Source organism: Ralstonia pickettii (assembly GCF_001699815.1).
GTDB classification, from domain to species: domain Bacteria; phylum Pseudomonadota; class Gammaproteobacteria; order Burkholderiales; family Burkholderiaceae; genus Ralstonia; species Ralstonia thomasii.
In genome coordinates, this window is record NZ_MCGB01000104.1 from 44,752 (window position 1) to 56,789 (window position 12,038).

Here is a 12,038-nt window from a genome sequence, read left to right on the forward strand (position 1 = left end):
AGGGCAGCGAACGGCAATAAAAAAGGCGACCCCAATGGGTCGCCTGCAGACTGAACAGGAAAGATTTACCTGGCGTGCGCAGCGCGCGTGCGTCCCGCCTTCTTTGCGGCAGCGGAGCGTCCCGCCGCGCCCTTGGTGGCGGCGCCTTTCTTGGCCGCCGCCGAGCGTTCACTGCTCGAACGCTTGGAGGCCGCGCTATGGGCCTGCTTGGATAGCGACGACTTGGATGCCGCCGAATGGCCTTCCTTTTGCAGCGTGCGTGTGGTGGTTTTGCTGCGCTTTGCGGTGGATTCCTTGCTGGCGCTGGCGCTGGCGTGGCTGCTCTTCTTGCTGCCCGCCTTCACGTCATGTTCCGCCTTCTTGCGCGTGGCAGCCGACGCCTTGCCTTCCCCCGGCGGCTTGATGGCAACGCCAGAGCGGCGTGCCTTGGATAGTCCAATCGCGATAGCCTGCTTGGTGTTTTTCGCACCGTGCTTGCCTTCGCGGATGTGATCCATCTCTTCCTTCACGAAGTTGCCTGCCTGCGTTGAGGCGGCCTTGCCGTGGCGCTTGTCGGCGCGCGCACGTTCTACGGTTTTGCGTTCCGGCATGATGACGTCCTCCGTTGGGTTGGAGCGCCGGCCGGCAATGCAGTGGAAACTCACAGATCAACGAACCGGCAGCGCTTACGCCAACAACCGCGCAACCGGCGTACCTGCGCTGTCTGCGCGTCAGCCCACGCGGAAATGTTCGATGCTCTGTCCGGCATTGACGGCGCGTTGCAGCCAGTCGGGCATGTCGCCCGAGCCGTCCCAGTGCTGGCCGTCGGCGCTCATGTAGACCGGGCCGATGGACGCAGGTGGTGCGGGCGGCGGCGGTGGCGCGTCAAAGCAGCCATGCGCCTGCAAATCGTCGACAGACAGATCGTAGGTTTGCATTTGTTCCAGGATCCAGGCGATCGCGGTTTCGCGACCCGGCTCCGGCGGGTGACCTTCCTTCATCTTGTACGTATGTTTTGGGGTTTCTGTCCGCCGGCTGCCAAGGGGGAGAGAGAGGCAGGCGCAGGGCGCGCCGGGCGCCAGCGGAAAACACACAAGAATAACAGCAGTTGGGCCGCCCATTCGTGTTGCGAATGCGGGGGGCTATTGCGCGTATTGCGTTATTTGGAAACGGGGGATTCGGCCCGCGCCCGCAACCACCGATACGGCGACCACCCCAGGTTCATGCCCGCCGCCGCCAGCAGGATCCCCCCCGCGCCCAAAAACTGCGCGAGTTGCAGCCGATGCCCGAACGCAACAATGTCCACCACGATGGCAACAATCGGATAGACGAATGACAACGACCCCGTCAGATGCGTCGGCAGCCGCTGGATGGCGCCATAGAGGAGGATGTACATCAACCCCGTATGCACCACGCCCACCGTGACAAGCATCACCCACGTATGCGCATCGGCGGGCGGATGCGACAGGTTGGCCAGCGGCGCCAACATCAGCACGCCCACGCACACCTGGATGAGCGCGATCAGATGCGGCGGCGTACCGGCCAGTTTCTTGATCAGGAGCGCGGCCACCGCATACGCAAACGCCGCGCCCAGCGCCATCGCAATGCCCGCGAGGTAATCGGTACCGACGCTGGCGGCAGGCCCCACCTGCACGATCAGTACGACGCCGATAAAGGCGATGGCCAGCCACGTGAGCTTGGCGGCCGTCAGCTTTTCCGACAGAAACATCGCGCCCAGCCCGACCAGCATGAATGGCTGCGTGTTGTAGACCGCCGTGGCAATCGAGATGGACGCGCGCGGATACGCTGCAAACAGCAGCAGCCAATTGATGACGATGGCCACGCCGCCCAGCGTGGCAATCGCGGCGCGCCGCCACGTGATCGCGCCGCGCAGCAGGCCCAGTCCGGCGCATACCGCAAGCAGCGTCAGCGCGCCGAACACGCAGCGCCAGAACACAACGTCGGCCACCGGCTGGCCTGAGCGGACGACGAACCAGCCGATCGTCCCGGAGATGACCATGGCGGTGGTCATCTCGACCGTGCCGCGCGTCTTATCGTTCATGCGAACCACCTTGAGCATTGGATGCAAAAAGGATCGCATGCGGATTGCCTGACTTCCATTGCTTTTCTAAGGCAAACTAAAAGTTCTTTCTAATGAAATAAGGCGAAATGCCTGAATGGGCGAAAGGAGGCACGGTGAATACGATTGACGCGCTTGATCAACGCATTCTTGACGTCCTGCTGACCGATTCCCGCATCTCGCTCAAGCAACTCGCCGAGCAGGTGGGGCTGTCGTCCCCCAGCGTGTCGGAGCGTCTGCGCCGGCTGGAAGAGCGCGGCGTGATCCGGCATTACACCATCGACATTGACCCGGCATCGCTGGGTTACACGCTGCAGGCCATCGTCCGGGTGCGGCCCATGCCGGGCAAGCTGCATATCGTGCAGAAGCTGATCGAAGAGATTCCGGAGATTGGCGAGTGCGACAAGGTCACCGGCGAGGACTGCTTCATCGCCCGGCTGTACGTGCGCTCGATCGATCAGCTCGACCAGATTCTCGATCGCGTGGCCTATCACGCCGAGACCAACACCGCCATCGTCAAGACGCAGCCGGTCAAGCGGCGTGCGCCGCCGTTTGCATCGGCTGAATGACGCGCCGGCGGTCATGCGACGGCGGCGGGCTCCTGGATGGCTGCGCGAGCCATGGCTTGCCGCAGATCGGCAATCAGGTCTTCCGGCGCCTCCAGGCCGACATTGAGCCGCACCAGGCGGCCGCGATAGTGGCGGTTCGGCCGTGCCAGATCCGGATATGGCATCACCAGGCTGCTCGTGCCGCCCCAGCTCATGCCAATCCGGAACATGCGCAGCGCATCGATGAATGCATTGACCTGTTCGGCGGTGACGCTTTCCTGGAACACCACCGAAAACACGCTGGTTGCGCCGGTAAAGTCGCGCTTCCAGAGTTCATGGCCAGGACATGACGGCAGCGCCGGATGCAGCACAGTGGCAATGCAATCCTGCAGATGAAGCCAGCGCGCCACCGCCAGCGTGGAGGCTTGCAGGCGCTCAAGCCGCTGCCCCAGCGTTTGCAGGCCACGCAGCGCCAGGCTGCAATCGTCGGGCGAGGCGCCCATGCCCAGGTCGGCAAACGCGCTGCCTACACGTTCGAACATCGCCTTCGAGTTGACCGATACCGAACCGAGCAACAGGTCGCTGTGGCCGCCAACGTACTTGGTCAATGCCTGCATGCTGATGCCCACACCATGCGCAAAGGCATCGAAATACACGCCGGCCATGTAGGTGTTGTCGAGCGCCACCGGCACGCCGCGCGCGTGCGCCGCAGCCACGATTGCCGGCACGTCTTGCACTTCCCTCGTGACCGAGCCGGGGCTCTCCGTCCAAGCGAGCGCGGTGTTCGGGCGGATGCGCCCGGCGATGCCCGCGCCGATGAGCGGGTCATAGGTTTCGATGTCGATACCCATGCGTTTGAGCAGGCCGTCGGCCATGCTGCGATTGGGTCCGTACGCACTGAAGACACCAGTGCATGGCTGCCCGCCCCGCAGCAGGCCAAGTAGACGAGGGCGATGGCAGCCTGCCCGCCGGGGACGATAAAGCTGTGGCGAGCGCGCTCCTGTTGCGCAATCCGTGCGCCGAGTTCGATGGCGGTCGGTGTGCCGTAGAGGCCGTAGGTATAGCCGTGCTGCGCATGGCGCCAGTCGTCCACGACCTGCGCCGCGTGGTCGCACAGCACGGTTGAACCGTGGTAGACCGGTGTCACTAATGAACGAAAACCGCCAGGGGCAAGGGTTTCCGGGCTGACGAGCCGGGATTGCCAATGCATGGGATGGGCCTCTGCGAACACATGAACCATGAAATCCTATGTCACGTCCGGAGAGCAATTTCAGCTATTCTGCCGAGCCAGACGCAAAAATTTCTCGCTCCGAGTCGGCCATGGCCCCACAGAAATCGCTCGAACTCGACGCCTTCGACATCGCCATCCTCAACGCCGTGCAGCGGTGCTACACCACGCCGCTGCGTGTGATCGGGGAGGAGGTCAATCTATCGACCGCAGCCGTGCAGCGGCGCATCAAGCGGATGGAGGAGGCGGGCGTCATCGTCGGCAACGTGGCGGTGGTGCACCCTGAGCGGGTGGGCAAACCCATCACCGTGATCGTTGAGGTGCATGCCGAGCGCACCAATACCGCGGCAATGGCCGCGCTCAAGAGGGCGCTCTCCGGCCCAGAGGTGCAGCAGTGCTACTACGTGACCGGCGAGGCCGATTTCGTCCTCATCCTGAACGTGGCCACGATGACGGAATACGAAGCCCTCGCGCGCCGCCTGTTCGACGACAACGACAACATCAAGTGGTACCGCACGGCCGTGGTGCTCAACCGAGTGAAGGTTGGGCTTGAGGTACCACTGGGTTAGCGTTGCCTGCGTCCCACCACCCGCGCAACGCGTCAATACGGGGATGAGGCTATAGTGCGCCAGCGCGCCGCCTGATAAGGTTCGCGCGCCATAACACGTACGCTGGCACGACCGGCGTCCATGAGGGTACCAAAGGAGCTCCTATGCAGAATCCAAGAACAGGCATGCGGTGGATCGCCGCCGCAATCGCATCGATCAGCATCACGACCGTCACACACGCGGCATCCGTCGCACCCGTGGCCGCAGAGAACGGCATGGTCGTCGCGGCACAGCACCTGGCCAGCAAGGTCGGCGTGGAAGTGCTCAAGCGCGGCGGCAATGCTGTCGACGCGGCAGTGGCTGTGGGCTACGCGCTGGCCGTGGTCTATCCGGCAGCCGGCAACCTGGGCGGCGGTGGTTTCATGACCATCCAGCTGGCCGATGGTCGCAAGACCTTCCTCGACTTCCGTGAAGTCGCCCCGAAGGCCGCCACCGCCAACATGTACCTGGACAAGGACGGCAACGTCATCAAGGGCGCGTCCACCAAGGGTCATCTGGCCGTGGGCGTGCCGGGCACCGTGTCCGGCATGGAATACGCCCGCCAGAAGTACGGCACCATGCAACGCGCTGCACTGATCGCACCGGCCATCACGCTGGCCGAAAAGGGCTTCGTCCTCGATCAGGGCGATGTCGACATGCTGCACACCTCCACCAAGGACTTCCAGGAAGACGCCGCATCGGGCGCGATCTTCCTGAACAAGGGGCAGCCCTTCCAGGTGGGCGAGAAGCTGGTGCAGCATGATCTGGCCAAGACGCTGCGTGAGATCAGCACACATGGCACCGACGGCTTCTACAAGGGCTGGGTCGGGCAGGCCATTGCTGCATCGAGCAAGGCCGGCGGTGGCCTGATCACGCAAGATGATCTCGTCAGCTACAAGACGCGCGAGCTGGCGCCGGTCGAGTGCGACTACCGTGGTTATCACGTGGTGTCGGCACCGCCCCCGAGCTCGGGCGGCGTGATCATCTGCGAAATGCTGAACATCCTGGAAGGCTATCCGCTGAAAGATCTGGGCTGGCATTCCGCGCAGGCTACGCACTACCAGATCGAAGCCATGCGCCACGCCTACGTGGATCGCAACAGCTACCTGGGCGATCCCGATTTCGTGAAGAACCCGCTGGACCGTCTGCTGAGCAAGGACTACGCGGCCAAGATCCGTGCCGTGATCGACCCGAAGAAGGCGGGCGTGTCGAAGGACATCAAGCCGGGCGTCGAGCCGCATGAAGGCAGCAACACGACGCACTACTCGATTGCCGACAAGTACGGCAACGCGGTGTCGGTCACGTACACGCTCAACGACTGGTTTGGTGCGAAGGTCACGGCGGCCAAGACGGGCGTGATCCTGAACGACGAGATGGACGACTTCACCGCCAAGGTCGGCGTGCCGAACCTGTACGGTCTGGTGCAGGGCGAGGCCAACTCGATCGCCCCGGGCAAGCGTCCGCTGTCGTCGATGAGCCCGACGATCGTCACCAAGGACGGCAAGCCTGTCATGGTGGTGGGCACGCCGGGCGGCAGCCGCATCATCACGGCCGTCATGCTGACCATGATCAACGCGATCGACTACGGCATGAACGTGCAGGAAGCCGTCGACATGCCGCGCTTCCACCAGCAATGGCTGCCGGATGTGACCAACGTCGAGCCGTATGCGCTGTCGGAAGATACGCGCAAGATCCTGACATCGATGGGCCACAACCTTGGCGCGCCGCAGCCGGCCAACCACCTGGCGGCGATCATCGTCGGGGCGCCGTCGCTGGGCGGCAAGCCGGTTGGCAACAACCGCTTCTATGGCGCGAATGATCCGCGTCGCAACACGGGGCTGGCAGCCGGTTATTGATTGGCATTGCAGCACCCGCAGCACGAAAAAAGCCCGCCGAAACTTGGCGGGCTTTTTCTTTGCGGCGTTTCCCGGATCAGGCTGCCGCGGTCAGCACCGGCAGGTTACCTTCGCCAAAGCCGTGGTGCCCGAGTCGCTGCACGATCTCGAAGAAGATCTCGCCCGGATGGCGCTTGACGAAGGTTTGCAGGAACAGTTTGGGTGCGCCGTCGACGATTTCGCCGTCGACCAGGATGCCGTATCGGCGCAGGGCTTGCAGATCCAATCCGTGACCAGGCAGGCGCGCGTCGACGGTGTCGTAATAGTGCGCGGGCGGCTCGACGAAAGTGAGGCCGTTGGCGGCGAGCGATGTGGCTGTGCGCAGGATGTCGTCGGTGGCCAGCGCAATATGCTGCACGCCTTCGCCGGGATGGTCGGGCAGGTAGGCGTGCATGAGATGGGCGCGGTGCGTGCCTTCTTCATAGAGCGGAATGCGGATCATGCCGCACGACGACACCATCACGCGGGAATCGGCCGCCACGTGCCAGTTGGCGTGCAGCTCGTGGATTTCGCTGAAGCCGAGCTGGTTGCGGTAGAAGTCGATCCAATCCTGCAGGCGGCCGGGGCCGACGGTTTGCGTCAGGTGGTCGACGCGGGCCAGTCCAACGCCGGCGTGGTGCCAGTCCTCATGCGCGGTGGCGGCGTCCAGCGGCCGGAAGTCGATGTCGTAGATGGAGATGTCGCCCAGGCCGCCCCTGGCACCGTGCTTGCCGCGCCAGCGGTCGACAAAATACAGGTGCGTATCGCCCACGCCCTGGATAGCCGGGATCACGAGTTCGCTCGGGCCGATCGGCTCTGCCTCGGCCGGCCATGCGCCCAGTTCGACGGCGCGGTCATAGGCGTGCTGGGCATCGTCGACGCGGATCCCGATGGCGCAGATACCCACGCCATATTCCTCGGCCCAGCGGTGCGCGAAGGAATCGGCTTCAGCATTGACGAGGAAGTTCATGTCGCCTTGCCGATACAGCGTGACATCCTTGCTTACGTGCCGGGCGATGGCCTTGAAGCCGAGCGATGCGAACACCTGGCCGAGCGCTGCCGGCGCTTGCGTGGCGAACTCAATGAACTCCAAGCCGGCGGTCTTGAACGGCAGGTCGGCGTTGCGGCTCATGGTCAAACTCCTGTGGCTGAAGCAAAGAATGGGGACACCGCATTGTGTACCACGGGGGTGGCAATGCGCATCCGGCAGTCGCTATGCGGCAGCGCTTTGTGGATCCGGCTGGCTCTGCAGCTTCGGCAGCCAAAGGAAGGCGATGGACGCCAGCACGGTGCCGGCAAGCATCATCGGCACCACCATGGGCCAGGCGCCGAGGCTGTGCGACGTGTCATCAAAGGCTGCTGCGGTCTGCCCCAGGCAGAAGGCCGCCAGCATCATGATGAAGCCCGACCATGACACCGCGCGCCCCGCAAGGTGCGGCAACTCGCCCACCGCGCCTGCCTGGCCGCAGGGCTGGTGAATGCCGTGGCCCATGCAATAGATGCCGTGCCCGAGCAGCAGCGGCCACGCTTGTCCGGGAAGCAGCCAGCAGCCCAAACCCTGGATGCCGGCGCCAACCAGGCTGAGGGTGGCGCCTTGCTGCACCGTCCGCACGAGGCTCTGGCGGCGCAGCAGGCGCCGGCAGCCGGTCGTACTCACGATATAGACGAGCGAGCCGCCAGCCGGTATCCAACCATAAAGCTCGGGCGATAAGCCGAGGTACGCGATATAGACCATCGGCGAGAGCAGCAGGAAGCAGAAGATGCCGGCGTAGGTCGTGGCCGCCAGCAGCCCCCAGGCGCGAAAATCCGCGCTGGCAAAGATCTCGCGCACGCTGCCTGCCTGGATGTGTGTCTCTTGCCGGGTTTCGGCAAAGCCATACCAGCACATCGCCCACAGCACGATTGCATAGAGGCTCATGCCCACCAGCACCCAGCGCCAACCCGCGTGTTGCGCGACAAAGGCACCGAGAATCGGTGCCATCAACGCCACGAAGCCCAGCCCCGTGAGGCCGCGTGCCATGACGTGCGGACCATCGCGTGCCGGGTGCAGATCGCGTACGGCAGCACGCGCACACACGAGGATGGCGGCCATCGAGAAGCCCTGCAGCGCGCGCGCAGCGGTCAGCATGGAAGCGGTTGTCGCCAGCGCGCCGGCCAGTGCAGCCAGGGCGTAGCACGCGAGCCCGATCAGCAGCACATGGCGCCGGCCAAAACGATCGGCCAGGCTGCCCATCGGCAGTTGCCCGATGCCAAAGGCCAGCGCGAAGACCGTGAGGCTCGTGCTGGCCGATCCCAGCGCCTGGGCAATGGCTGGCAGGGCGGGGAGGTAGCTGTCGGTCGCAACCGGCTGTGCCGACAGTAACAACGGCAGTAGCAGGGCAAAGCTCAGAGGGCGACGCGTCATCGGCTCAGTAGGCAATGGCAGCGCTGCGCCGCAGCTCATCTGCGGTGGCGGTGCCGAAGCCGAAGAACTCCAGGTACGCGGGAATCATCTCGAACAGCATGTCGGTGCCGACCTGGACATCGCAACCCTTGTCGAGCGCCGCGCGCAGCAGCGGCGTGTACTCGGATTTCATGACGACCTCGCCGACGAAGCAGCTCGGTGCGATGCGGGCGGCGTCGAAGGGCAGAGGATCATCGTCCTTCATACCGACAGGTGTGGCGTTGACGACCACATCGAAGCCATCCGGATCATTCGATCCGGTACCCACCGCAAGCGCGGGGTAGTGCTCGAGTAGACGTCGGCCGAGCGATTCGGCGGATTCTGCGCGCGTGTCGTACAGGGCCAACTCGCCCACACCGGCCGCCGCCAGCGACGCGGCAATCGCCGAGCCGACACCGCCGGCGCCCGAGAGCAGCACGCGCGCGCCTTCCAGCTGGCGCCCCTTGCGCAGCACGCCGCGCACGAAGCCGGCGCCGTCGAACTGGTCGCCCAGCAACGTGCCGTCATCGCGCTTGAGCACCGCATTGCAGGCGCCGGCAATGCGCACCGCCGGCGTGACTTCATCGACCAACTCCACCGTGGTGACCTTGTGCGGCATGGTGATCAGCGCGCCCCGCAGGTTGGTGAAACGGCAGATCGACGCGAAGCTCTGCGGGTAATCCTCTGCCTTGACCCCCATGGGCATCACAACGGCATCGATGCCTTTTTGCTCGAACCAGGGGTTGTAGATCATCGGCGACTTGAACGTCTCGGTCGGGTAGCCGATGTGGGCGATGAGGGTGGTTTTTCCAGAAATCATGGTTCAGGGCAGGGGTGTTTCAGGCAGCGAGGGCTCCGGCCCGCTGGCGGGCATATTCTGCCTTGTCGACGGGTTGGGCGGCTGGCTGACCCAGGTCGTCCATGTGGATGCGGTACGTCTCACGAGCGGTCATGGCGGCCACGGCGGCAATCACCGTTACGCCAAAGGCAATGGCGCCCACGGTCAGCCAGATGTTGGTGGCTCCCGGCGGTGCCACGGCGGTGAAGAGGGCCGGCAGCATGGCAGTAATTGCGGTGCCGATGTTCTGCGAAATCGCCATAGCCGATACACGGGTGCGCGTCGGGAACAGCTCCGGATAGAAGCTCGGGAACACCGCGTTGTAGCCCTGATAGACCACGCCCCACATCAGGATCGACATGCCAAAGGCCAGCGGCACGTTCTTGATGCTGATGGCATACAGATACGCAAACGCAAGCACGCCGGCGAGCAGCGAGCCCAGCACGATCGGTGGCTTGCGGCCGATGCGGTCGGACAGGTCGCCAACATACGGAATGACCAGCACGGCAACGATGTTGCCCACCACCGGAATCCACAGGTAGATGTCTTTGGCAAAGCCGATGCCGTAAGCCGGCTGCACCGCGTAGGCGGCCCCAAAGATAGTCGCCACCACCGGAATCACGTTCATCAGCGCCATGCAGACCACGCGCAACATGTCGGGCGTGCTGTATTTGAAAGCGTCGATCACGGGCGAGCGCGGGCGGCCTTGTTGCTGTTGCTCAGCGGTAAACGCCGGTGTTTCGTGCACTTCGCGGCGGATGACGTAGCCCGCGATGATGACCACGAAACTCAGCAGGAACGGAATGCGCCAGCCCCAGCTGTTGAACTGGTCGGCCGGCATGTAGTGCGCCAGCGGCAAGAACACGGCAGCCGCCAGGATCTGGCCCGCCTGCACCCCTTGCAGCGTAAAGCTCGCAAAAAACCCGCGCCGGCCAAATGGTGCGTGCTCCAGGATCATCGAACTGGCGCCCGAAATTTCCCCGGCCACGGCAAACCCCTGGATCAGCCGCATGATGACCAGCAACGTGGGAGCCCACAGCCCAACCTGGTCGTACGTGGGCAGCAAGCCCACGGCAATGGTCGAAAAACCCATCAGGAACATGCACCAGAGCAGCACGTTCTTGCGCCCGTGCGTGTCGCCCAGATGGCCCAGCACGAACGCCCCGATCGGCCGCGCGATGTAACCCACGCCGTACGTGGCCAGCGAGGCGATGATGGCCGTCTTGGGGTCGCCCTTGGGGAAGAAGATTTGCGGAAAGATCAGCGCCGCTGCGGTGGCGTAGATAAAGAAGTCGTAGTACTCGAGCGCCGAGCCGATCCAGCCGCTGGCGGCGGCTTTCTTCGACTGGTGCTTGCCCAAGGGCTCGTGGGCAGGGGCTGCGGTCATGGTTGTCTCCGGTTTTATCTGTGCGGCCTATCGTGCGATGCGTTCGATGAAGGGCCGTCTGTACACGCAACGCAGCGTAGTCCGCCGCCGGGGCGACGCACAAGCGATCGCCCGTTGAATTCGTTCGATAATCGCACAATATGGTGCGAATAACGCACGACTCAAGGGTTTCTCCGAGTCCGTACGTGTGTCAAAGCATGGCGTCCTGGTGCAACGAAGGTGCGTGGCGCGCTACAGCACGCGCATGATCGAAAGGGCGGTGTCCTGCAGCACCTGCAGTACCCGCTGCAAGGCGTGCTCGGTGGTTTCTTCACCGACCTGCATGTTCACGCTCAGCGCGGCGATCACGTTGCCGTGCCGGTCACGCAACGGCACGGCCACGCCCCGCACGCCAATCTGCAACTGCTGTTCGACCACGGCGTAGTCCTGCCTGCCGGCCTTGCGGATTTCATCGAACAGGCGGTCCCGCTGCAGGATCGTGTAAGGCGTGTACGGCGTCAGCACACAGGTTTCCAGCCATGCCTTGACCTTCTGCTCGGGTTGCGCGGCCAGCATCATCACACCGGCCGACGCGAGCGGGGCGGGCACGCGTGCACCCAGGACGAATCCCGTGCTCATGACCCGACTGGTGCTGGTGCGCGAAATGAAAACGAGCTCCCAATCATCCAGCACGCTGAGGTATGCCACCTCGCCCACGGCGGCGGTCACCTGCTGCAGGAACGGCTGCACCGTGCGCGGCAGGCGCGCCGAATCGAAGTACGACCAGCCGACCTTCAGCACACGCGGCGTCAGACTGAACAGCGTGCCTTCGCTGGTGAGGTAGCCCAGGTGTTCAAGCGTCAGCAGGTAACGGCGCGCGGCTGTGCGGGTAAGGCCGGTCAACTCGGCGGCCTGGGTGGGCGTCAACCGCGGGTGCTCGTGGTCGAATGCCTCCAGGATCGCGAGCCCTTTTTCCAGCCCGGCAATCCAGTCGCGCCGGTTCAGCGGTTCCTTCGTCATGGCGATAACCCTAAAAACGAGCGATATGTGCGCATGATTGTACGGTGATCGCACGCTGTTGCGCGAATGCCGCTTGTGAATGCGGGGTGTGGCCAC

General features: G+C 64.1%; 11 protein-coding genes and 1 pseudogene. 3 read left to right on the plus strand and 9 right to left on the minus strand.

Annotated elements, in window-relative coordinates; genetic code table 11:
• Positions 1–65: 65 nt before the first annotated feature.
• The 3 genes from BEK68_RS22725 to BEK68_RS22735 all read right to left on the minus strand — a co-directional run bounded on the left by BEK68_RS22725 (position 66) and on the right by BEK68_RS22735 (position 2,041).
• Positions 66–590: a hypothetical protein gene (locus tag BEK68_RS22725; protein ID WP_012430320.1), complete on the minus strand. Its 525-nt coding sequence runs from the start codon at positions 588–590 to the stop codon at positions 66–68.
• A 120-nt stretch (positions 591–710) separates the two neighbouring features.
• Complete coding sequence (locus BEK68_RS22730) at positions 711–980, minus strand: H-NS family nucleoid-associated regulatory protein (protein WP_012430321.1); 270 nt, start codon at positions 978–980, stop codon at positions 711–713.
• A 158-nt stretch (positions 981–1,138) separates the two neighbouring features.
• Positions 1,139–2,041: a DMT family transporter gene (locus BEK68_RS22735; protein ID WP_015855712.1), complete on the minus strand. Its 903-nt coding sequence runs from the start codon at positions 2,039–2,041 to the stop codon at positions 1,139–1,141.
• A gap of 107 nt (positions 2,042–2,148) precedes the next feature.
• On the opposite strand from BEK68_RS22735, the gene BEK68_RS22740 reads away from it, so the two are divergent.
• Positions 2,149–2,628, plus strand: coding sequence for an Lrp/AsnC family transcriptional regulator (locus tag BEK68_RS22740; protein ID WP_198135802.1), 480 nt, complete (start codon positions 2,149–2,151; stop codon positions 2,626–2,628).
• An 11-nt stretch (positions 2,629–2,639) separates the two neighbouring features.
• Here the strand turns inward: BEK68_RS22740 and BEK68_RS22745 are convergent.
• A pseudogene (locus tag BEK68_RS22745) lies at positions 2,640–3,847 on the minus strand (cystathionine beta-lyase).
• Between the two features lie 80 nt (positions 3,848–3,927).
• Between BEK68_RS22745 and BEK68_RS22750 the strand changes: the two are divergent.
• On the plus strand, positions 3,928–4,404 hold the full coding sequence (locus BEK68_RS22750) for an Lrp/AsnC family transcriptional regulator (RefSeq protein ID WP_004627279.1): 477 nt from the start codon (positions 3,928–3,930) through the stop codon (positions 4,402–4,404).
• 143 nt (positions 4,405–4,547) lie between these two features.
• On the plus strand, positions 4,548–6,278 hold the full coding sequence (ggt, locus tag BEK68_RS22755; RefSeq protein WP_012430324.1) for a gamma-glutamyltransferase: 1,731 nt from the start codon (positions 4,548–4,550) through the stop codon (positions 6,276–6,278).
• A gap of 76 nt (positions 6,279–6,354) precedes the next feature.
• Here ggt and BEK68_RS22760 read toward each other — a convergent pair whose 3' ends face one another.
• The 5 genes from BEK68_RS22760 to BEK68_RS22780 all read right to left on the minus strand — a co-directional run bounded on the left by BEK68_RS22760 (position 6,355) and on the right by BEK68_RS22780 (position 11,942).
• A complete protein-coding gene (locus tag BEK68_RS22760) occupies positions 6,355–7,428 on the minus strand; it encodes a 4-hydroxyphenylpyruvate dioxygenase family protein (RefSeq protein ID WP_012430325.1) in 1,074 nt (357 codons plus the stop codon).
• 81 nt (positions 7,429–7,509) lie between these two features.
• A complete protein-coding gene (locus BEK68_RS22765; protein ID WP_012430326.1) occupies positions 7,510–8,700 on the minus strand; it encodes an MFS transporter in 1,191 nt (396 codons plus the stop codon).
• A 4-nt stretch (positions 8,701–8,704) separates the two neighbouring features.
• Positions 8,705–9,538, minus strand: a complete 834-nt coding sequence (locus BEK68_RS22770; RefSeq protein ID WP_012430327.1) for a shikimate dehydrogenase family protein — start codon at positions 9,536–9,538, stop codon at positions 8,705–8,707.
• Between the two features lie 19 nt (positions 9,539–9,557).
• Entirely contained in the window at positions 9,558–10,943 is a 1,386-nt protein-coding gene (locus BEK68_RS22775; protein WP_004627269.1) for an MFS transporter, read from the minus strand.
• 231 nt (positions 10,944–11,174) lie between these two features.
• Entirely contained in the window at positions 11,175–11,942 is a 768-nt protein-coding gene (locus tag BEK68_RS22780; RefSeq protein ID WP_009240699.1) for an IclR family transcriptional regulator domain-containing protein, read from the minus strand.
• Between the last annotated feature and the right edge of the window lie 96 nt (positions 11,943–12,038).

Coding starts and splice junctions, on each gene's coding strand:
- BEK68_RS22770 (WP_012430327.1), bottom strand. CDS start 9,538: ATGATTTCTGGAAAAACCACCCTCATCGCCCACATCGGCTACCCGACC.
- BEK68_RS22730 (WP_012430321.1), bottom strand. CDS start 980: ATGAAGGAAGGTCACCCGCCGGAGCCGGGTCGCGAAACCGCGATCGCC.
- BEK68_RS22760 (WP_012430325.1), bottom strand. CDS start 7,428: ATGAGCCGCAACGCCGACCTGCCGTTCAAGACCGCCGGCTTGGAGTTC.
- BEK68_RS22780 (WP_009240699.1), bottom strand. CDS start 11,942: ATGACGAAGGAACCGCTGAACCGGCGCGACTGGATTGCCGGGCTGGAA.
- BEK68_RS22735 (WP_015855712.1), bottom strand. CDS start 2,041: ATGAACGATAAGACGCGCGGCACGGTCGAGATGACCACCGCCATGGTC.
- ggt (WP_012430324.1), top strand. CDS start 4,548: ATGCAGAATCCAAGAACAGGCATGCGGTGGATCGCCGCCGCAATCGCA.
- BEK68_RS22740 (WP_198135802.1), top strand. CDS start 2,149: ATGCCTGAATGGGCGAAAGGAGGCACGGTGAATACGATTGACGCGCTT.
- BEK68_RS22775 (WP_004627269.1), bottom strand. CDS start 10,943: ATGACCGCAGCCCCTGCCCACGAGCCCTTGGGCAAGCACCAGTCGAAG.
- BEK68_RS22725 (WP_012430320.1), bottom strand. CDS start 590: ATGCCGGAACGCAAAACCGTAGAACGTGCGCGCGCCGACAAGCGCCAC.
- BEK68_RS22765 (WP_012430326.1), bottom strand. CDS start 8,700: ATGACGCGTCGCCCTCTGAGCTTTGCCCTGCTACTGCCGTTGTTACTG.
- BEK68_RS22750 (WP_004627279.1), top strand. CDS start 3,928: ATGGCCCCACAGAAATCGCTCGAACTCGACGCCTTCGACATCGCCATC.